A 20,701-nucleotide genomic window follows, 5' to 3' on the forward strand; every position below is an offset into this window, starting at 1 on the left:
GATACGGACGCCCCTTGTGGGACCTACTTCACTCCGTGGCGAGGGTGCCACACCAAGGGTTGGGAAACGCACACGGCGCGAGGTCACACCGGTCACCCGGTGTCACCTCGCGCCGTCGATGCCCCGACCTGACGCCTCGCGTCAGCCGGCGGTCTCCGCGGTCACCCGCTCCTGCCCGCCGTCGGTCTTCTTCGCCTCCGGCTTGGCCGCCGGGGCAGCCGCCGCCGGCATGCCGGGCACGATGCCGGCGAGCCCGGAGAGCATCTGACCGAGCTGCGAGGTGACCGCGTCCTTCTGCCGGGTGAGGTCCTCGACCTCGCGGCGGGCGGCCTGCGTGGTCAGCTCGGCCTCGGTGCGCGCCTCGGTGAGCAGGCGCTGCGACTCGGCCTTGGCCTCGTTGAGCGTCTTCTCGGAGTGCGCCTTGGCCTTGTCGATCGTCTCGGCCGCGTTGCGCTCCGACTCGACCCGGCGGGCCTCGGCGCGCTGCTCGATCTCCTTGGCGCGCTCCTGCGCGGCCCGGGCGCGCTGCTCGGCCTCGCTGACCATCTTCTGGGTCTGCGCGACCTGGGCGGCGTGCCGCTCGGACTCCTCGCGCTCGGCCTTCTCGCGCCGCTCGGCCAGCTGCAGCTCCAGAGCCTGCAGGTCCTTGTCGCGCTTGTCCCGTGCGTCGGTGAGCAGCTTGGTCGCCTCGGCGCGCTTCTCCTCGGCCTCGCGGGCGGCCTTCGAGCGGTGCTGGGTGATCTCCCGCTCGGCGGTGGCCCGGAGGGTGGCCACCTCCCGCTCGACGGTCGACTTCAGCTCGGCCACCTCGTGCGCCGTCACCGTACGCAGCTGCTTGGTCTCGCGGTCGGCGTCGGCGCGCAGCGTGTCGGCCTCGCGGCGGGCCTGCACCCGGACCTCGGCGGCCTCGCGCTCGGCGGCGGTGCGCAGGTTGCCGGCCTCGCGCTCGGCGCTGGCCTTCATCGCGGCGGCCTCGGCGCGGGCCTTGTCCGTGATCTCCCGGGCCTCGAGGCGGGCGGCGGAGAGGATGCCCTCGGACTCGCGCTTGGCCTCGTTGCGGTGGTCGTTGGCCTGCTCCTCGGCGAGCCGGAGGATCTGCTCGACGCGGGTGCCGAGCCCGGAGAGGGTGGGCCGGCTGTTCTCTTCGAGCTGCTTGTTCGTGTCGGTGAGCTTCTGCTCCAGCGCACTCATGCGCTGCTCGGCCTGGCGGAGGCGACGCTGGGCGTCGTTCATCCGCTGCTCAGCCTCGGCACGGGCCTGCTCGGACTGGGTCAGCGCGGCGGTCATCCGGCCGATGAAGTCATCGACCTGGTGAGTGTTGTATCCGCGCAGGCCAACGGTGAAATCTGGCTGCGAGTTCGCGTTATCGAAGAACGCGAGAGGGGAGGACTGCTGCTGGGGCATTGGGACATACTGGCAGACGCCCCAGGGTGCTTCGCAAGAGCGGTGCGGAGCTTTCGTGTCCTCATTACATGGTCAACTGACCTGGCCGCCGAGGCCGGACCAATCGGCGATCTTGGCAGGTCCCGGGCGGGACGGGCGCCACGCAGCGTGACACGAAAAAGGGCCACGGGTGCGCCCCGTGGCCCTTTGTTCGATCCGGATGGGTTCCCGCTAATGGGGGTGGAAGAACAATGGCCGATCACCGCATTGGCCACCGGCTGCTCATCCGTCCGGCCGGTGGCCCGCTCAGTGCCCCCGGAACCGGTTGATCGCTTCCTCGTGCCGGGCCCGCAACTCCCCGTCACGGACGCCCAACCCGTCGGCGGGCGCGAGGCAGCGCACCCCGACCTTGCCCTGGTGCGCGTTGCGGTGCACCTCGTACGCGGCCTGACCGGTCTGCTCCAACGGGTAGGTACGCGACACCGTCGGGTGCACCTTGCCGAGCGCGACCAGGCGGTTGGCCTGCCACGCCTCGTGGTAGTTGGCGAAGTGGCTGCCCACGATCCGCTTCAGGTGCATCCACAGGTAGCGGTTGTCGTACTGGTGCTGGAACCCGCTGGTGGACGCGCAGGTGACGATGGTGCCGCCACGGCGGGCCACGTAGACGCTCGCGCCGAACGTCTCCCGTCCCGGGTGCTCGAAGACGATGTCCGGGTCCTCGCCCCCGGTCAGCTCGCGGATCCGCTCGCCGAAGCGCCGCCACTCGTCCTGGTCCTGGGTCTGCTCGTCCTTCCAGAACCGGAAGCCCTCGGCTGCCCGGTCGATGACCAGCTCCGCGCCCATCCGGCGGCACAGCTCGGCCTTCTCCGGCGAGGAGACCACGCAGACCGGGATCGCGCCCCCGTTGAGGGCCATCTGGGTGGCGTACCCGCCGAGGCCGCCGGAGGCACCCCAGATCAGCACCACGTCACCCTGCTTCATGTTGGCGCCGTGGTGTGAGACGAGCTGCCGGTACGCGGTGGAGTTGACCAGCCCGGGGCTGGCCGCCTCCTCCCAGCTCAGGTGCCGCGGCTTGGGCATCAGCTGGTTGGCCTTGACCACGGCCAGCTCGGCTAGGCCGCCGAAGTTCGTCTCGAAGCCCCAGATCCGCTGCTGCGGGTCGAGCATGGTGTCGTCGTGGCCGGCGGCGTCCTCCAGCTCGACGGAGAGGCAGTGCGCGACGACCTCGTCGCCGGCCGCCCACCGGGTCACCCCCGGGCCGGTACGCAGCACCACGCCCGCCGCGTCCGAGCCGACCACGTGGTACGGCAGGTCGTGCCGGCGGGTCAGCTCGGAGACCCGGCCGTAGCGCTGGAGGAACTTGAAGGTGGACACCGGCTCGAAGATGCTGGTCCACACCGTGTTGTAGTTGATCGCGCTGGCCATCACCGCGATCAGCGCCTCGCCCGGCGCCAGCTCCGGCGTCGGCACCTCCTGCACGTGCAGCGCCTTGCGCGGGTCCTTGTCCCGGGTGGCCATGCCGTCGAACATCCGGGCCTCCTCGGCGCGGACGACCACGCCTCGGTAACTCTCCGGCACGGGCAGTCCGGCGACGCCCGCCAGCTCGCGGTCCGGATCGTTCGATTCCTCCGCCGCCATGATCGCTTCGAGGATGTCCTGCACGGTGACCTCCGGTTCGTCCCCGCACCCGCACGGGCCGGGTGCTGCCATCGTCGGGGCCGATGGACACGACCACCATGTCGGCATTCGACACATCCGGCCCCGGTCGCGCTCCTGTGGGCCGGGACGTTACTGAACGGTAGCTAGGGCGGGAAGTCCTCTGTGAAAAACTGCATCCACCAATGCGTGAAGGTGCCCGGCCGCCCTGCCAACCACGCACAGACGTGCGCGCCCACCCCCCTGCCCCACCCACGACCCACTCCCTGACCCACCGGGGATGGGCGGGGGTCAGTGGGCCGGGGATGGGCGGGGGTCAGTGGGCCGGGGGTGGGCGGGTCAGTGGGCCGGGGTGGGCGGGTCAGGGGGTGGGGGTCAGTGGGTGGGGGCGGGTTCCACGAGTTCGATCAGGACGCCGCCGGCGTCCTTGGGGTGCACGAAGTTGATCCGGCTGTCGGCGGTGCCGCGGCGCGGGGCGTCGTAGAGCAGTCGTACGCCCCGCTCGCGCAGCGCCGCGCAGGCCACGTCGATGTCCGCCACGGTGTACGCGACCTGCTGCACGCCCGGCCCGTTGCGGTCGAGGAACTTCGCGATCGTCGACTCCGGGGTGAGCGGGGCCAGCAGTTGCACGCAGCCGCCCTCGGCGGTCGGCCCGACGGTCAGCATCGCTTCCCGTACGCCCTGCTCGGCGTTGGTCTCGGTGTGTACGCAGCGCATCCCGAAGGTCCGCTGGTAGAAGTCGATCGCGGCATCCAGGTCGGCGACGGCGATGCCGACGTGGTCAATCTTGCGAAGCCCGATGTCTGTGACGTAGTCCGCACCGGGCTCGACGGGGGAGTTCTCAGCCATGGCGCTAGTCTGGCCGAACAATCGTTAAGGCGTACAGCTCGGCACCCCCCTCGGAGGCAGGCATGGCTTCGGTGATCGTCAGCGGCGCGCGGACCCCGATGGGGCGGCTGCTGGGCAACCTCAAGGACCTCCCGGCCACCAAGCTCGGCGGGATCGCCATCAAGGCGGCCCTGGAGCGGGCCGGCGTCAGCCCGGACCAGGTCCAGTACGTGATCATGGGCCAGGTGCTCCAGGCGGGCGCCGGGCAGATCCCGGCCCGGCAGGCGGCGGTCGAGGCCGGCGTGCCGATGTCGGTGCCGGCGCTGACCATCAACAAGGTCTGCCTCTCCGGCCTGGACGCGATCGCCCTGGCCGACCAGCTCATCCGGGCCGGCGAGTTCGACATCGTGGTGGCCGGCGGCATGGAGTCGATGACCAACGCCCCGCACCTGCTGATGGGCCAGCGCACCGGCTACAAGTACGGCGACGTGGTGGTCAAGGACCACATGGCGCACGACGGGCTCAGCGACGCCTGGGACTGCTGCTCCATGGGCGAGTCGACCGAGCGGCTCGGCACGAAGCACGGCATCTCCCGCGAGGAGCAGGACGCCTTCGCCGCGGCCAGCCACCAGCGGGCCGCCGCCGCGCAGAAGAACGGCCACTTCGCCGAGGAGATCACCCCGGTGCTGATCCCGCAGCGCAAGGGTGACCCGCTGGTGATCAGCGACGACGAGGGCATCCGCCCGGACACCACCGTCGAGTCCCTGGCCAAGCTGCGTCCCGCCTTCGCCAAGGACGGCACGATCACCGCCGGCAGCTCCTCGCCGATCTCCGACGGCGCCGCCGCCGTGGTCGTCATGAGCAAGGCCAAGGCCAACGAGCTGGGCCTGACCTGGCTGGCCGAGATCGGTGCCCACGGCAACGTCGCCGGCCCGGACAACTCCCTGCACTCGCAGCCGTCCAACGCGATCAACCACGCCCTGAAGAAGGGCGGCCTGAGCGTCGAGGACCTGGATCTCATCGAGATCAACGAGGCGTTCGCGCAGGTCGGCATCCAGTCCACCCGCGACCTCGGCATCAGCCCCGACAAGGTCAACGTCAACGGCGGCGCGATCGCGCTGGGCCACCCGATCGGCATGTCCGGTGCGCGTCTCGTCCTCACCCTCGCCCTGGAGCTGAAGCGGCGCGGCGGCGGCACCGGCGCGGCCGCTCTCTGCGGCGGCGGCGGCCAGGGCGACGCGCTGATCATCCACGTGCCGGGAAGCGCAGCGGCTGCACAGTGAGCGATGCGATCGAGGGCGTCCCGGCGGCGGCCACCACGTCCGTGCGCCGCAGCCGGGACGTGCCGCTGCTGGTCGAGCGGGCCCGCACCGGTGACCCCCGTGCGGTGGCCCGCCTGATCACCCTGGTGGAGAACGGCGACACCCTGCTGCCGGCGATCGCCGCCGCGTTGGCGCCGTACGCCGGGCAGGCCCAGGTCGTCGGGCTCACCGGCTCGCCGGGGGTGGGCAAGTCCACCACCACCAACGAGCTGGTCCGCGCGCTGCGGGCACGTGGGCACCGGGTCGGCGTGCTGGCGGTCGACCCGTCCAGCCCGTTCACCGGCGGGGCGATCCTCGGCGACCGGGTGCGTATGCAGGACCACGCCACCGATCCGGGCGTCTACATCCGGTCGATGTCCAGCCGCGGGCACCTCGGCGGGCTGGCGGCGGCGACACCGCAGGCGGTCCGCGTGCTGGAGGGCGCCGGCTGTGACGTGGTGCTGGTGGAGACCGTCGGCGTCGGGCAGGCCGAGGTGGAGGTCGCCTCGCTGGCCGACACCACGCTCGTGCTGCTCGCCCCCGGCATGGGTGACGCGATCCAGGCGGTCAAGGCCGGCATCCTGGAGATCGCCGACGTGTTCGTGGTCAACAAGGCCGACCGGGACGGCGTCGACGCCACCGTCCGTGACATCCAGGGCATGATCGCCCTGGGTGAGCGCGGCCCGGGGCAGTGGCGGCCTCAGGTGGTCCGGTCGGTCGCGGCCCGGGGCGAGGGCATCGACGACATCGCCGCCGCCATCGACAAGCACCGGGGCTGGCTGGTCGAGCACGGCGAGCTGCGCCGCCGCCAGGAGGCGCGGGCCGCCGCCGAGATCGAGGCCATCGCGCTCGGCGCCCTCCGCGCCAGGATCGGCTCACTGCGCGACGGTACGGAGCTGAGCACGCTCGCCGCCACGGTGGCCGAGGGTGGTCTCGACCCGTACGCGGCGGCGGACACCCTGCTCGCCCAGCTCGCCCGGTGACCGTCCACGCCGGACAGCCCCGCGCTGCCCGACCCTTGTAGGCTCGCACCGCCCCACGGCGGTGGGGTCGGCGTGAGGAGCAGGGGGAGTGGGAATGGATCACGAGGCGACCCAGGAGCTGAGCGCGACGACGGCGCCGGCCGGCGGCACGACGCAGGTCGCCGACGAGGTGATCGAGAAGATCGCCGTCGCTGCGGCTCGCGCGGTGCCCGGGGTTGCCGAGCTGGGCGGCGACGTCGCCCGGTTCTTCAACTCCGTCCTCGACCGGGTCGGGCTGGACCAGGTGGGCGACGCCCGGCGGGGCTGCTCGGCACACGTGACCGGCGACGCCGCCGTGGTCAACCTGGTGCTGGTGATCGACGCCGGTCAGCCGGTGCCGGAGATCACCGGGCAGGTGCGGGCCCGGGTCACCGAGGCCGTCGAGGCGTACGGGCTGCGGGTCGACGAGGTCAACATCCGGGTGGACGACGTGGCGATGGGCGCTTCCGCCGCTCCCACGCTCTGACCTGGTTACTCGTCGGTACGAGCTTACTTAGCGATCGTTCAGGCCAGGGCTCTACACTCGACGTGCAGTCGAGGAACCGAGGAGGAGCCCTGCGCATGGACGCCGACGAGATCGACGCCGGACGGGCACGCTGGCAGGCCCGGTACGACTCCGCGCGCAAGCGGGACGCCGACTTCACCACGCTCTCCGGGATGCCGGTGGAGCCGGTCTACGGGCCGCCGGAGGGCAGCGCGTACCCGGGCTTCGAGCGGATCGGCTGGCCGGGCGAGTACCCGTACACCCGGGGTCTTCATCCGACCGGCTACCGCGGGCGGACCTGGACGATCCGGCAGTTCGCCGGCTTCGGCAACGCCCAGCAGACCAACGAGCGGTACAAGATGATCCTCGGCGCCGGCGGTGGCGGCCTGTCGGTCGCGTTCGACATGCCGACGCTGATGGGCCGCGACTCGGACGACCCGCAGGCGCTCGGCGAGGTCGGCCACTGCGGCGTCGCCATCGACACCGCCACCGACATGCAGGCGCTCTTCGACGGCATCGACCTGGCCGACGTCACCACCTCGATGACCATCTCCGGCCCGGCCGTGCCGGTGTTCTGCATGTACCTGGTGGCCGCCGAGCGGCAGGGCGCCGACCTGTCCAAGCTGGACGGCACGCTGCAGACCGACATCTTCAAGGAGTACATCGCGCAGAAGGAGTGGCTCTTCGACCCCGAGCCGCACCTGCGCCTGATCGGCGACCTGATGGAGTACTGCGCGGCGGAGATCCCGCGCTACAAGCCGCTGTCGGTCTCCGGCTACCACATCCGCGAGGCCGGCTCGACCGCCGCGCAGGAGCTGGCGTACACCCTGGCCGACGGTTTCGGCTACGTGGAGCTGGGCCTCTCGCGCGGCCTGGACGTGAACGTCTTCGCGCCGGGGCTGAGCTTCTTCTTCGACTCGCACCTCGACTTCTTCGAGGAGATCGCCAAGTTCCGCGCCGCCCGCCGGATCTGGGCCCGCTGGCTGCGTGACGTCTACGGCGCGACCAGCGAGAAGGCCCTCTGGCTGCGGTTCCACACACAGACCGCCGGGGTGTCGCTGACCGCCCAGCAGCCGGTCAACAACGTCGTACGCACCGCCGTCGAGGCGCTCGCGGCGGTGCTCGGCGGAACGAACTCGCTGCACACCAACGCGCTGGACGAGACCCTGGCGCTGCCCACCGACGAGTCCGCCGAGATCGCCCTGCGTACCCAGCAGGTGCTGATGGAGGAGACCGGGGTGGTCAACGTGGCCGACCCGCTCGGCGGCTCCTGGTACGTCGAGGCGCTGACCGACAAGATCGAGGCCGAGGCGGAGGAGATCTTCGCCCGGATCCGGCAGCTCGGCGGCGACGGGCCGCACCAGATCGGCCCGATGACCTCCGGCATCCTGCGCGGTATCGAGGACGGCTGGTTCACCGGGCACATCGCCGAGTCGGCATTCGTCTACCAGCAGGCCCTGGAGAAGGGCGACAAGAAGATCGTCGGCGTCAATTGCCACACCGGCACGGTCGCCAAGGAGCTGGAGATCCTGCGCATCTCGCACGAGGTGGAGCTGGAGCAGCGCCGGGTGCTCGCCGAGCGCAAGGCCGGACGGGACGACGCCGCGGTCAAGGCCGCGGTCGCCCGGATGGTCGAGGCCAGCCGCACCGACGAGAACATGGTCCCCGCCATGCTCGACGCGGTCCGCGCCGAGGCGACCCTGGGCGAGATCTGCGACGCCCTCCGGGCCGAGTGGGGCACCTACCGCGAACCCGCCCGTTTCTGACCCATACCACCACCCCCGTCGATCGCGCGGTCGCTGCCGGACGGACGCCCCGTCTCGGCGGCGGAACTGCCCGATCGCCGGGGGTGGAATGGGGCGTGAGAGTCGCAACGTCGCAGTTGTGGGTGAGCCGGGATTCCGGGCTCGCGTGCGAGACTAGGTAACCATGAGCGACCCACGGATCACCTCGTCGATCTTCACCCGCGGCGCGGTCGACCTCAGCACGCTGCGCGGCCCCGCACCAGCCAGTACCCGCCCCGGCACACCCCCGCAGGGCGGCCCGTCCGCCGGCGTGCCCGGCGCGCAGACCGCCGGCGGCAACGCCGCCATCGTCGACGTCACCGAGGCGACCATCCAGGCCGATGTGCTCGAACGGTCGATGGCCATGCCCGTCATCGTCTTCTTCGGTGCGGCCGGCTTCCCGGAGAGCGACGAGTTCGCCCCGGTGCTGGAGCGGCTGGCCGCCGAGAGCGGTGGCACCTGGGTGCTCGCCCGGGTCGACGTGCAGGAAAACCCGCGGATCGCCCAGATGTTCCGGGTCCAGGGCATCCCCATGGTCTACGCGGTCGTCGGCGGCCAGCCGATCGACGCCTTCTCCGGTGTGGTGCCCGAGGCCCAACTCCGCCAGTGGATCCAGGCGGTGCTCAAGGCCGGTGGCGTGGCCGTCGCCGAACCGGAGGACCCGCGCCTCGACGAGGCGGACGACGCGCTCATGAGCGGCGACCTGGACGCCGCCGAGCAGGCGTACCGCAAGATCCTCGCCGACGCCCCGGCGGACGCCGCGGCCACGGCGGGCCTGGCCCAGGTCGGCGTGGCCCGCCGGGTGGCCGGCGCCGACCCGGCCACCGCGCTCGCCGCCGCCGAGAGCGCCCCCGACGACGTCGCGGCCCAACTGCTGGCCGCCGACATCGAGGTGCTCAGCGGCCTGGCCGAGCAGGCGTACGCCCGGCTCGTCGGCCTGGTCCGACGGACCGCCGGTGAGGACCGCGAGACGGTCCGCCAGCACCTGGTGTCGCTGTTCTCCATCGCCGGCCCGGACGACCCGGCGGTCGCCTCGGCCCGACGGGCCCTGGCCAGCGCCCTGTTCTGAGTTCGCCGCACGGATCGTGAGTTCGTAGTACGCCAGCGCGGGCCGGCGTTTCGCCGGCCCGCCCGACCACCGAGGACGGGAGCTCATGATGCGCCGGATCGCCGTCCTCGACGCGCCGACAAATCTCGGCCTGCGACCGCCGACATCCACCTCCGTGCCGGGCTGCGCCAAGGCGCCCGGCGCGTTGCGCGACCACGACCTGCTGGCCCGGCTGCGGGCCCGCGACGCCGGCTGCGTCACCCCACCCCGGTACGACCCCGGCGACTGGCGGCCCGGTGACGGCGTGTGCCACGCCCGGGAGATCGCCGACTACTCCCTCGCCCTCGCCGAGCGGGTCGGCTCGATCATCGACCGGGGCGAGTTCCCGGTGGTGCTGGGCGGTGACTGCTCCGTGTTGCTCGGCTCTGCGCTGGCCATGCACCGCCTCGGTGAGGCGGTCGGCGGGCGGATCGGGTTGGTCTTCGTCGACGGGCACTCCGACTTCCGGCACCCCGGCAACGCCTCCTACGTCGGCGCGGCCGCCGGGGAGGATCTGGCCCTCGTCACCGGGCGCGGGCAGGCCGACCTGGCCGCGCTGGAGGGCCGTCGACCCTACTTCCGCGACATCGACGTGGTGGTGCTCGGCATCCGGGCGCAGGACGAGTACCGCCTCGACCTCCAGGCCGCGGGCATCACCACCCGACCGGTGCCGGCGCTGCGCGCCGAGGGCGCCGCCCGGACGGCCCAGTGGGCGCACGAGCAGCTCGCCGACTGCGCGGGCTACTGGGTGCACATCGACGTCGACGTGCTCGACCCGGCGGTGATGCCGGCCGTGGACGCCCCCGACCCGGGTGGCATCGCCTTCGCCGAGCTGGAGATCCTGCTCGCCGGCCTGGTCGACACCCCACACTGCCTCGGCGTCGAGCTGACCGTCTTCGACCCCGACTACGACCCGGACGGCTCGTACGCCGCCGAGATCGTCAACACCGTGGTCGCCGGCCTGGCCCCGGTCACCGCCCCGGAGGCGGTGCCACCCCGACTGCTGTCGCCCCGGCCCACGCCCTCCCCGCGGCGTGGCAACGGCCGGGCCGCGACCGCCAGCGAGCGGCTCGCCGGGCGTGATGGGCTCGATCGTGCCGCGCGCCTCGCCGGGCGCGACGGCCCCGATCGGGTCGACGAGCGCGGCGGCGACGACCTTTCCGATGGCGACGCCTCCGGCAGCCAGCCCCCGGGCGTCGGGTCTGCCGGCGTCGGTCCCTCCGGCGTCCGTTCGTCGATCGGCGCGGTGGCTGACGGTGCGGTGGCTGACGGCGTCGCGCCGGCGGTGGCGCCACCCGGCGCGGGCGGGCGGGCCCCAGCCGAGCCATCCGGCCTCGCGGCCCAGATCGCGGTCACGGTCGAGCGCGAACCGGTCGGTCCGCCCGCGTCGGCCGGCCCGGGTCTGCTCCGACGACCCTCCCCGCCGACGGAGACCCCGCCGGAGAGGCACGAAGCCGACTCCGCCTGATCCGGTCCCGGCCCACCTCGCCGCGATCCACCCCGGAATCAGCGAAACCGGGGTGTCCGGATGGCCTGGACACCCCGGTTTCCGCGGCACCGGGTGGATCACCGCTGGGCGTGGGTGGCGACCAGTGGCGTGCGGCGGGTCAGGTGGCGGGCAGGGCCCGGAGGAAGCGCTCGGCGATCGGGACGGCTGAGGCGGTGCTGGCCCCGCCCTTCTCCACGAACACGGCGAACGCGACGTCACCCCGCCAGCCGACGAACCAGGCGTGCGTGTGGGCCGGGTTGTCGTCGTACTCGGCGGTGCCGGTCTTGCCGTACACCTCGCCGCCCGGAACGTCCTTCAGCGCGCTCCCGGTGCCGGCGGTGACCACCTCGCGCATCATCGTCCGCAGCGCCGCGACGGACTCGGGCTTCAGCTGCTCGCCGGGCGGGGCCGGCTTGGCCGGTGCCGGGTCGACCAGCAGCTTCGGCTGCTCGAAGCGGCCCCGGGCGACGGCCGCGGTGGCGCCGGCCATGGCCAGGGGGCTGACCAGCGTGGTGCCCTGGCCGAACGACGCGGCGGCCTGCTCGGCCAGGCTGCCGCCGGTCGACACCTTGCCGGTGAAGGCGTCCGTGCCGAGATCCCACTGCCCCTCCAGGCCCAGCGAGCGGCCGGCGGCGGCCAGCCCGTCACCGCCGAGCTTCGGGGCCAACGAGGCGAAAGCCGTGTTGCAGGACTTGGCGAAGTCGGTGCGGAACGGCACCGAGCCCAACTCGAAGTTGTCCGAGTTCTTGAAGGACCGGCCATCGACGGTGAAGGTCTTCCTGCACTCCACCGGCCCGTCCAGGGTGACCGCGCCCCGGTCCAGCAGACCCAGCGCACTGACCATCTTGAACGTGGAGCCCGGCGGCACCTGGGCGGTGAAGGCCAGGTTCTCGCCGGCCGGCCCGGGACCGTTGGCGGCGGCGAGCACCGCGCCGTCCTTGATGCGTACCGCCACCAGGGCGGCTCGGCGCGGCTCCGCGCGCAGGGCTGCGTCGGCCGCGTTCTGGGTGGCCACGTCCAGGGTGGTCTTCAGCGCCTGACCGGGCTGCGGCTCCCGGTGGAACAGTTCGGTGCCGGTGGCTGCCAGCTTGCCGTCCTCGGCGGGCCGCTCGACGACGACCGTCAGACCGGGGGCGCCGCGCAGCCGCTCGTCGTAGCGGCCCTGCAACCCGCCGTGCCCGACCAGGTCGCCGGCGACGTACCGGTCCGGGTGGGCGGCGAGGTCGTCGGCCTGCGCCGGGTCGACCGAGCCGAGCAGCGCACGGGCGAACTCCCGGGTCGGCGCCAGGTCGAGCTTGTCGGAGACGAACTTGGTGCCGGGCAGGTCGTAGATCCGCGGCTTGATCTGCCGGTACGCGTCCTCGCGTAGGGTCACCACCTCGACGAGCGCGCCCGGGTCGGCCTCGGCCACCCGCTTCGGCAGGTCGGCCAGGTCGACGGCGGGGACCAGGGCCGGGCGGATCGCCTTGAAGGCCGCGTCGAGATCCTTGACCAGCTTCTTGATGTCGGTGACCTGGTTCGGCTGCACACCCACCCGCACCACCTGGCGGGGCGCCACGATCGGCTTGCCGGCCGCGTCCAGCAGGCCCGCCCGGGGGCCGGTGTCGCGGCGCAGCCCCAGCCGGTCGCCCTTGGTGAGCTGCTCGTGGATCACCCGCGGCTCCCACATCACCTGCCACTGGTCGTCGTCGCCCTGGACGAGCCGCAGCTCCCGGTCGTACGTCCAGTGGGTCTGGCCCGGCAGGGGCCAGTCGACCCGGATCGTCGTGGTCGCGATGTTCTTGGTGATCTTCGGCTCGCCCTGCCGGGTCAGGGTGGGCGGGGTGGCCGCCAACTCGCCGGACAGCTCCTTGATCTCCTTGGTCACCTCGGCCGCCGGCATTTTGGCACCGGTCGTGTCGACCATCGCGACCGCCTGCAGGTCGCCACTGCGCCAGCCGGCGAGGAAGGCGTCGGCGCTGTGCTCCGGCCCGTCGTCGCCGGAGCACGCCGCCAGGACGCCAGCGGTGAGCAGGGTCGCAGTGAGCGCGGCGACCCGTCGGGCGCGGTTCGGCCGGTGGGGCCGGGGGTAGGACAAGGTCATGAAGCGGTCCTTCCGGTCTCGGGCTGCCCTGCACGGTAGTACGCGAAGGGTGTCCCCAACGTCCCGTGTGGCGCTCGACGTGCGGAAAGACGGGCCGGGCCGGTGTGATGAACATCGCGGGGCGGGGTATCCCGCAACCGGCCAACCTCGGACCCGCAACGGGTGAAAGGACAAAGTCCGGATCCGGACGTCCGGCCAGTGGTCCGCCGACCAAGGCGCGAAACGGCAGGCCTACGCTGGGCGGCAGAGTGACCCACAACGCGGTGGGTCGAGGGGAGTGGCACCGATGGACCGGCGTCCGGCGATCAAACCGGAACCCGACCTCCGGCAGGATGACTCCGGCCGGGACGACGACAGCTTCGATTCGGCGACCGACGGGGACGGCTACGGCCGGCTCGACACGGGCGTCACGGGGCTGACCGGGTCGAGCATCGACACCATCTACGATCTGGGCCTGCCGACCGAGGCGTTGGCCGACGACGTGGAGGATGCCGAGCTCGACGAACCGGTCCCCAACGCGGAGCGCCTGGTGGCCCAGGCTGTCGCGCTCGCCGGGGACGACCACGACGCGGCGACCCTGGTCGGTCGCTTCTGGCGGTTCGCCCCGGACGAGGAGCTGGTCGGCTTCACGGCGGAGGAGATGCTCGACGCGGCCCGGGCGCACCGGGACCTGGCCCAGCAGCGGGTGCCCGGCGAGTTGAAGCTGCGGATCCACGAGCCGCACGCCGACCAGCACCACACCGTTGTCGAGATCGTCACCGACGACATGCCGTTCCTGGTCGACTCGGTGACCGCGCTGCTCAACTCGTACCACCTGGACGTGCATCTGCTGGTGCACCCGCTGGTGGTGGTCCGGCGCGAGCCGCTGGGCCGGCTCACCGAGGTCTCGGCGGACGTGGAGCCGGACGACGCGATCGCCGGCGACATCATCGAGAGCTGGATGCGGATCGAGATCGACCCGGTCCGGGACGCCGCCGAACGCGACCGGCTGCGCCGTGAGCTGCAACGGGTGCTCACCGACGTGCGGGAGGCCGTGGAGGACTGGCCGAAGATGCGTCAGCGTGCGCTCGCGCTCGCCGACGAGCTGGCCTCGGCCCGCACCTCGGACAACCGTCCGCCGGTGCCGGAGAAGGACATCACCGACTCGGTGGAGCTGCTGCGCTGGCTGGCGCACGACCACTTCACGTTCCTCGGCTACCGCGAGTACCGCCTGGTGGACGCCCCGGACGGGAACCCCGCCGACCAGGTGGACGGCAAGGCGCTGGAGGCGGTGCTCGGCACCGGCCTGGGCATCCTGCGCTCGGACTCCCCGGAGGCCCGGTCGCTGTCGTCGATGACGCACGAGGCACACGAGAAGGTGCTGGAGAAGCGCCTGCTCATCATCACCAAGGCCAACTCGCGGGCCACCGTGCACCGCTCGGCGTACCTGGACTACATCGGGTTCAAGATCTTCAACTCCGAGGGCGAGGTCATCGGGGAGCGGCGCTTTTTGGGCCTGTTCTCCACCGCGGCGTACCGGACCAGCGTCCGGGAGCTGCCGGTGGTGCGTCGTAAGGTCGCGGAGGTGCTCGACCGCTCCGGCCTGAGCCGGCGCAGCCACTCCGGCAAGGATCTGCTGCAGATCCTGGAGACCTACCCGCGCGACGAGCTGTTCCAGATCAAGACCGACGACCTGTACCACGCGGTGATCGGCGTGCTGCGGATGGCGGGCCGCCGGCAGCTGCGGGTGTTCCTGCGCCGCGACGCGTACGGGCGGTTCATCTCCTGCCTGATCTACCTTCCCCGGGACCGGTTCACCACCCAGAACCGGCTGCGCATGCAGGACATCCTGCTGCGTGAGCTGAACGGCGTCGGGGTGGATTACACGACCCGGGTCACCGAGTCGATGCTGGCTCGGGTGCACTTCATCGTCCGTACCGACCCGACCCGGCCGCCCGGCGACATCGACGCCGACCTGCTGGCCGAGGAGCTGGCCGACGCCACCCGACTCTGGGACGACGACTACCGGCTGGTGCTGGAACGCAAGCTCGGCGACGAGCAGGCCAAGCACCTGTTCACCCGGTACGCCGACGCGTTCCCGGAGGGCTACAAGGACGGGCACACGCCGTACGAGGCGATGAAGGACCTGGCGAAGCTGGAGCTGCTGGAGGAGCCCGGCCAGCTGGAGATGCACCTGTTCCGCAAGCAGTTGGCACCTCGGCCCGGCACCCGGATGCCGGGGGCCGACCTGGCCGAGACGATGGACGTCCGGTTCAAGGTCTACCGGTACGGCGAGCCGATGATGCTCTCCGCCGTGCTCCCGGTGCTGCACTCGCTCGGCGTCCGCGTGGTCGACGAGCACCCGTACGAGGTGGACCGGATCGACGGTCGGGTCTACCTGTACGACTTCGGCCTCAGGCTGCCCGAGGGGCACCACGAGCTGTCCGAGGTACGCCCACACGTGGAGAACGCGTTCGCGGCGGCGTGGCGCGGCGAGGCCGAGGTGGACCGGTTCAACGAGCTGGTGCTGCGCGCCGGGCTGACCTGGCGGCAGGTGGTGGTGCTGCGGGCGTACGCGAAGTACCTGCGGCAGGCCGGCACGGTCTTCTCGCAGGACTACATGGAGCAGACCTTCATCGCGTACCCGAAGCTCGCCACCCTGTTGGTGGAGCTGTTCGAGACCCGGTTCGCGCCAGGCGAGCTGACCGCCGAGCAGCGGCAGCAGCGCAGCGGCGAGCTGGTGGAGACGATCCGAGGCGCGCTGGACGACGTGGCGAGCCTCGACCAGGACCGGATCCTGCGCTCGTACCTCACGCTGATCGAGGCGACGCTGCGGACCAGCTTCTACCAGAAGCCGGTCGGCGGGCGGCCGAAGGCGTACGTGGCGTTCAAGCTCGACCCGCAGGCCATCCCGGACCTGCCGGCGCCCCGGCCGAAGTTCGAGATCTTCGTCTATTCGCCCCGGTTCGAGGGCGTGCACCTGCGGTTCGGGCCGGTGGCCCGGGGCGGGTTGCGCTGGTCCGACCGTCGGGAGGACTTCCGCACCGAGGTGCTGGGCCTGGTCAAGGCGCAGATGGTGAAGAACACCGTGATCGTGCCGGTGGGTGCCAAGGGCGGCTTCGTGCTGAAGCAGAAGCCGGGCGACCGGGACGAGGCGGTCGCCTGCTACCAGGAGTTCGTCGGCGCGATGCTGGACGTCACCGACAACATCGTCAGCGGGCAGATCGTGCCGCCCGAGGACGTGGTCCGGCACGACGGCGACGACCCGTACCTCGTGGTGGCGGCGGACAAGGGGACGGCGACGTTCTCCGACATCGCCAACGAGATCTCCCTGGCGCACAACTTCTGGCTGGGCGACGCGTTCGCCTCCGGCGGTTCCGCCGGCTACGACCACAAGAAGATGGGCATCACCGCCCGGGGGGCGTGGGAGTCGGTCAAGCGGCACTTCCGCGAGCTGGGCCTGGACACCCAGACCCAGGACTTCACAGTCGTCGGCGTCGGCGACATGTCCGGGGACGTCTTCGGCAACGGGATGCTGCTCTCCGAGCACATCCGGCTGGTGGCCGCGTTCGACCACCGGCACATCTTCCTCGACCCCGATCCGGACGCGGCCACCTCGTACGCGGAGCGTCGTCGACTGTTCGACCTGCCCCGCTCGTCGTGGGAGGACTACAACCCCGAGCTGATCTCGGCCGGGGGCGGCATCGTCCCGCGTACCGCGAAGTCGATTCCGATCACGCCGCAGGTCCGGGCGGCGATCGGCCTCGACGACGACGTCACCCAGCTCTCGCCGCAGGAGCTGATGAAGGCGATCGTCACCGCTCCGGTGGACCTGTTCTGGAACGGCGGCATCGGCACGTACGTCAAGGCGTCCACCCAGACCAACGCCGAGGTGGGCGACAAGTCCAACGACGCGATCCGGGTGGACGGGCGCAGCCTGCGCTGCCGGGTGGCGGGCGAGGGCGGCAACCTGGGCTGGACCCAGCTCGGCCGGATCGAGTACGCGTTGACCGGTGGCCGCATCTACACCGACTTCATCGACAACGCGGCCGGCGTGGACACCTCCGACCACGAGGTGAACATCAAGATCCTGCTGAACACGGCGGTGGCCGACGGCGAGTTGACCACTGCCGAGCGGGACGAGCTGCTGGCCGGGATGACCGACGAGGTCGCGGAGCTGGTGCTGCGGGACAACTACGACCAGGCTCGGGCGATCAACAACGCCCAGGCCCAGGCCGCCTCGCTGCTTCCGGTGCACCGCCGGATGATCAACGAGCTGGAGCGGTCGGGCGGGTTGGACCGGGCGCTGGAGGCGTTGCCTCCGGACGAGGAGCTGGCGGTCCGCAGCGAGTCCGGACTGACCGCGCCGGAGTTCGCGGTGCTGCTCGCGTACGTGAAGATCGTCCTGGAACGGGAGATCCTCACCGAGGGGTTGGCCGACGAGGAGTGGACGACCGAGGTCCTGGTCAACTACTTCCCGACGCCGATGCGCGAGCGGTTCGCCGACCGGATGGGCCGGCACCGGCTGCGTCGGGACATCGTCACCACCGTGCTGGTCAACGAGGCGATCAACCGGGGCGGCATCTCGTTCGTCTTCCGGGTCGTCGAGGAGACCGCGGCCAGCGCGGCGGACGTGATCCGGGCGTACGTGGTGGTCAGCGAGGTGTTCGGCCTGCGGAACCTGTGGGACGCGGTGGAGGCGCTGGACAACAAGGTCGCGCCCGAGTTGCAGACCAGTGTCTACCTGGACACCCGCCGGCTGCTCGACCGGGCGGTGCGCTGGCTGGTCACCAACCGGCGCTCGCCGATCGACGTGCCGACCGAGATCTCCCGGCTGCGCGACGGGGTGGCCCGGCTCCTGCCGGGGCTGGAGGAGCTGTTCTACGGCGGCGAGCGGCAGGCCATCGAGGCGCACATCGACTCGATGACCGACCGTGGGCTGCCCCGCGAGCTGGCGGAGCAGGCGACCCGGCTGATGTACAGCTTCGGCCTGCTGGACGTCGTGGAGACCGCGACCCGCAGCGGACGGGACGTCAGCGAGGTGGCCTCGGTCTACTTCGTGCTCTCCGACCTGTTCCGGGTGGACTCGCTGCTGTCGAAGATCTCCCTGCTGCCGCGCGAGGACCGCTGGCAGACCCTCGCGCGGATGGCGCTGCGCTACGACCTGTACGCCGCGCTGGCCGCGCTCACGGCGGAGGTGCTCGACTCCACCCCGGAGGATCAGCCGCCGCACGAGCGGGTGCAGCAGTGGGAGCAGTCGAACGCCACGTCGATCCACCGGGCCCGCCGGGCGATGGGGGAGTTCGACGAGTCGCGGGCGGATCTCGCAGCCCTGTCCGTGCTGCTGCGCCAGATCCGCACCCTGGTGCGGACCTCCGCCGCGGCCTGATTCGGTACGCCGGACGCGGTCCGGCCGATCGGGTAACCCCGACCGGCCGGGCCGCGTCCGTGTTCGTCCGCCTCACGCCGCCAGGGTGGCGAAGACGACCACGTTGTCCTGGTAGCTCTTGGCCGCCTCGTCGAACTGGCCGCCGCAGGTGACCACCCGCAGGCCGGGCCGGTCGTTCGGCCCGTACACCAGCTCGGTGGGGAAGGACGTCTTCGGGTACGCCTTCACCGAGTCGACCCGGAACGTCGCCGGCTGGCCGTCCGCCCGCTGCACCGTGATCGTGTCGCCGGGCACGAGAGAGCCGAGGTCGAAGAACACGGCCGGGCCGAGCTTCGCCGAGTCCACGTGCCCGACGATGACCGCGTTGCCGGTCTCACCGGGGCTCGGGCCCGGTTCGTACCAGCCAGCCTGGTCGGCCTGCTCCAACGGGGGGACCTGCACGGTGCCGTCCGGGTTGGTGCCGAGCGACATGATCGTCGCGTTGACGCCGATGCGGGGGATCTCGATGGTGCTCGGGGCAGCCCGGTTCAGCCCGACGGGAATGTCGCCCTGCGCGGCGTGCTCCCCATCGTCCGGCGCCGTGGCGTCGTTCCCGGTGACCGTCGGCCCGGGGACCTCGGGGCCGGCCTGGGCGAGCGGCTGCGGAGGGCGGGGAGCGGGCCCGGTCTGCAACGAGGCGCCGATCATGCCGGCGCCGATCATGGCCAGGGTGACGACGACGGCCGCGCCGGCGGCGCGCCACGGTCTCCCGTGACGGCCGCCGGCCCGTGTCGCCGTCACGTCAGACGAGGGAACCATCGGTCCGCCGACGACGCATCAGCACGATCCCGCCCAGCGCGGCAGCGCCGAGCAGGCTCGCGCCACCGGTGGCCAGACCACGGTCGGTGCCGGTGCTGACGCCGCCGTCACCGCCGTCGACCCCACCGTGGGGCAGCACGACCAGTTCCCCCTCGCCGCACGAGCCCTTGAGCTCGTAGCGACCCGGCCGGGCGTCCTTGTCGACCTTGGCCTCGCCGTAGTACACGAACTCGCGCTCGTGCTCCCAGCCGTCCTCGCCCTTGCCGTGGTCGCGGCCCTTGTCGGAGCCGTACTCGTCGTCCGAGCCGTATTCGTGGCCCTTGGACTCCCAGCCCTTGTCCGAGCCGTACTCCTCGTCGGAGCCGTACTCGCGGCCCTTGTCGGAGCCGTACTCCTCGTCGGAGCCGTACTCGTGGCCCTTGGACTCCCAGCCCTTGTCGGAGCCGTACTCGTCGTCGGAGCCGTACTCGCGGCCCTTGTCGGAGCCGTACTCGTCGTCGGAGCCGTACTCGTTGCCCTTGGAGTCCCAGTCCTTCTTGTCTTCGTCCTTGGACTCCGAGTCCTTCTTGTCCTTGTCCTTGGAGTCCCAGTCCTTCTTGTCTTCGTCCTTGGACTCCCAGTCCTTCTTGTCGCGGCTGTCGTCCGCGTCCTGGCCGTGCTCCTCGCCCGTCCAGTCCTTGCTGTCCTCGTCGCGGGAGGCGTCGGCGGCAGCGCCGCCGCCCTGGCCACCGGGCTGGGCGTCATCGGCGGACGGCTGCGACTCGTCGTCGCCGTGCTCGTCCTTGCCCTGCTCGTCCTTGCCCTCGTGGTCCTTGCCCTTGTCGTCCTTGCCGTGCTCGTCCTTGCCCTGCTCGTCCTTGCCCTCGTGGTCCTTGCCCTTGTCGTCCTTGCCGTGCTCGTCCTTGCCCTCGTGGTCCTTGCCCTTGTCGTCCTTGCCGTGCTCGTCCTTGCCGTTCTCGTCCTTGCCCTTGTCGTCGTGGTCGTAGGAGTCCTCCTCCTCGCTCCACTCGCCGCGGTCCTCGCCCCGGTCGTCCCGTACCGGCTTGAGCTTGACCTTGCCGGTGACCTTGGACCACACGAACGCGTGCTCCTGCCGATCCGGGCAGATCTCGAGGAGCTTGACCTCGTCGCCGGCCTTCACGACGTGCGGCTTGGCGAAGACCTTGCCGTCGTCGTCGTGGTGCCCGTCAGCGAACGCGATCCCCGGCGCGAACACCAGGAGCGACGCGCCGCCGAGTGCGGCGCCCGCAACGACCTTCCCGAGCATCTTCTTAGCCATGACCTGCGTCACTCCATCCCTGTTGTCCTGAGCTCGGCGACAACCGAGCTAAGACCGACGTTAGACCGTTTCATGACTTATCAAGTGAAAGATTCGTGTTCTCACCTTTACTAATAGTAAGTAGCAAAGGAGTGCTACG

Annotated in this window: 13 protein-coding genes; 7 read left to right on the forward strand and 6 right to left on the reverse strand. The window is 71.5% G+C overall.

Features of this window, described 5'->3' with window-relative positions; translation table 11 throughout:
* Positions 1 to 141: 141 nt before the first annotated feature.
* From ABZU46_RS12765 to mce, 3 genes are all read right to left on the reverse strand, one after another.
* Positions 142 to 1,404 carry a cell division protein DivIVA gene (locus ABZU46_RS12765; protein ID WP_354856954.1) on the reverse strand — a complete coding sequence of 421 codons (1,263 nt, stop codon included), beginning with the start codon at positions 1,402 to 1,404 and terminating at the stop codon, positions 142 to 144.
* A gap of 285 nt (positions 1,405 to 1,689) precedes the next feature.
* Entirely contained in the window at positions 1,690 to 3,045 is a 1,356-nt protein-coding gene (ccrA, locus tag ABZU46_RS12770) for a crotonyl-CoA carboxylase/reductase (protein WP_354856955.1), read from the reverse strand.
* 369 nt (positions 3,046 to 3,414) lie between these two features.
* Positions 3,415 to 3,888 carry a methylmalonyl-CoA epimerase gene (mce, locus tag ABZU46_RS12775; RefSeq protein ID WP_354856957.1) on the reverse strand — a complete coding sequence of 158 codons (474 nt, stop codon included), beginning with the start codon at positions 3,886 to 3,888 and terminating at the stop codon, positions 3,415 to 3,417.
* Between the two features lie 62 nt (positions 3,889 to 3,950).
* Here mce and ABZU46_RS12780 point away from each other — a divergent pair, with 62 nt between their 5' ends.
* The 6 genes from ABZU46_RS12780 (at position 3,951) to ABZU46_RS12805 (ending at position 11,013) form a co-directional block, all read left to right on the forward strand.
* On the forward strand, positions 3,951 to 5,150 hold the full coding sequence (locus ABZU46_RS12780; RefSeq protein WP_354856959.1) for an acetyl-CoA C-acetyltransferase: 1,200 nt from the start codon (positions 3,951 to 3,953) through the stop codon (positions 5,148 to 5,150).
* Entirely contained in the window at positions 5,147 to 6,151 is a 1,005-nt protein-coding gene (gene meaB / locus ABZU46_RS12785) for a methylmalonyl Co-A mutase-associated GTPase MeaB (RefSeq protein ID WP_354856960.1), read from the forward strand. The genes ABZU46_RS12780 and meaB overlap by 4 nt, the downstream gene beginning before the upstream one ends.
* 94 nt (positions 6,152 to 6,245) lie before the next feature.
* Entirely contained in the window at positions 6,246 to 6,656 is a 411-nt protein-coding gene (locus ABZU46_RS12790) for an Asp23/Gls24 family envelope stress response protein (RefSeq protein ID WP_354856962.1), read from the forward strand.
* Positions 6,657 to 6,751: 95 nt separating this feature from the next.
* Positions 6,752 to 8,440, forward strand: a complete 1,689-nt coding sequence (locus ABZU46_RS12795) for a methylmalonyl-CoA mutase family protein (RefSeq protein WP_354856964.1) — start codon at positions 6,752 to 6,754, stop codon at positions 8,438 to 8,440.
* A 163-nt stretch (positions 8,441 to 8,603) separates the two neighbouring features.
* On the forward strand, positions 8,604 to 9,527 hold the full coding sequence (locus ABZU46_RS12800) for a tetratricopeptide repeat protein (protein ID WP_354856966.1): 924 nt from the start codon (positions 8,604 to 8,606) through the stop codon (positions 9,525 to 9,527).
* 85 nt (positions 9,528 to 9,612) lie between these two features.
* Positions 9,613 to 11,013 carry an arginase family protein gene (locus ABZU46_RS12805; RefSeq protein WP_354856968.1) on the forward strand — a complete coding sequence of 467 codons (1,401 nt, stop codon included), beginning with the start codon at positions 9,613 to 9,615 and terminating at the stop codon, positions 11,011 to 11,013.
* A gap of 139 nt (positions 11,014 to 11,152) precedes the next feature.
* Here the strand turns inward: ABZU46_RS12805 and ABZU46_RS12810 are convergent, their stop codons facing one another.
* Positions 11,153 to 13,117: a penicillin-binding transpeptidase domain-containing protein gene (locus ABZU46_RS12810; protein WP_354856969.1), complete on the reverse strand. Its 1,965-nt coding sequence runs from the start codon at positions 13,115 to 13,117 to the stop codon at positions 11,153 to 11,155.
* 286 nt (positions 13,118 to 13,403) lie between these two features.
* Between ABZU46_RS12810 and ABZU46_RS12815 the strand changes: the two genes are divergently transcribed.
* Positions 13,404 to 18,485 carry an NAD-glutamate dehydrogenase gene (locus ABZU46_RS12815; RefSeq protein WP_354856971.1) on the forward strand — a complete coding sequence of 1,694 codons (5,082 nt, stop codon included), beginning with the start codon at positions 13,404 to 13,406 and terminating at the stop codon, positions 18,483 to 18,485.
* Positions 18,486 to 18,557: 72 nt separating this feature from the next.
* Here the strand turns inward: ABZU46_RS12815 and ABZU46_RS12820 are convergent, their stop codons facing one another.
* Both ABZU46_RS12820 and ABZU46_RS12825 read right to left on the reverse strand, forming a co-directional pair.
* Complete coding sequence (locus tag ABZU46_RS12820) at positions 18,558 to 19,265, reverse strand: class F sortase (RefSeq protein ID WP_354856974.1); 708 nt, start codon at positions 19,263 to 19,265, stop codon at positions 18,558 to 18,560.
* A gap of 1 nt (position 19,266) precedes the next feature.
* Positions 19,267 to 20,562: a hypothetical protein gene (locus ABZU46_RS12825; protein WP_354856976.1), complete on the reverse strand. Its 1,296-nt coding sequence runs from the start codon at positions 20,560 to 20,562 to the stop codon at positions 19,267 to 19,269.
* Positions 20,563 to 20,701 lie beyond the last annotated feature (139 nt).

Origin of the sequence: Micromonospora sp. NPDC005197 (assembly GCF_040608295.1) — a bacterium.
In the GTDB taxonomy this organism is placed as follows: domain Bacteria; phylum Actinomycetota; class Actinomycetes; order Mycobacteriales; family Micromonosporaceae; genus Micromonospora.

Bases quoted from the DNA above. Each gene is read 5' to 3' on its own strand.
- ABZU46_RS12765 (WP_354856954.1), bottom strand. From the start codon at position 1,404: ATGCCCCAGCAGCAGTCCTCCCCTCTCGCGTTCTTCGATAACGCGAAC.
- mce (WP_354856957.1), bottom strand. From the start codon at position 3,888: ATGGCTGAGAACTCCCCCGTCGAGCCCGGTGCGGACTACGTCACAGAC.
- ABZU46_RS12780 (WP_354856959.1), top strand. From the start codon at position 3,951: ATGGCTTCGGTGATCGTCAGCGGCGCGCGGACCCCGATGGGGCGGCTG.
- ABZU46_RS12790 (WP_354856962.1), top strand. From the start codon at position 6,246: ATGGATCACGAGGCGACCCAGGAGCTGAGCGCGACGACGGCGCCGGCC.
- ABZU46_RS12795 (WP_354856964.1), top strand. From the start codon at position 6,752: ATGGACGCCGACGAGATCGACGCCGGACGGGCACGCTGGCAGGCCCGG.
- ABZU46_RS12800 (WP_354856966.1), top strand. From the start codon at position 8,604: ATGAGCGACCCACGGATCACCTCGTCGATCTTCACCCGCGGCGCGGTC.
- ABZU46_RS12805 (WP_354856968.1), top strand. From the start codon at position 9,613: ATGATGCGCCGGATCGCCGTCCTCGACGCGCCGACAAATCTCGGCCTG.
- ABZU46_RS12810 (WP_354856969.1), bottom strand. From the start codon at position 13,117: ATGACCTTGTCCTACCCCCGGCCCCACCGGCCGAACCGCGCCCGACGG.
- ABZU46_RS12815 (WP_354856971.1), top strand. From the start codon at position 13,404: ATGGACCGGCGTCCGGCGATCAAACCGGAACCCGACCTCCGGCAGGAT.
- ABZU46_RS12825 (WP_354856976.1), bottom strand. From the start codon at position 20,562: ATGGCTAAGAAGATGCTCGGGAAGGTCGTTGCGGGCGCCGCACTCGGC.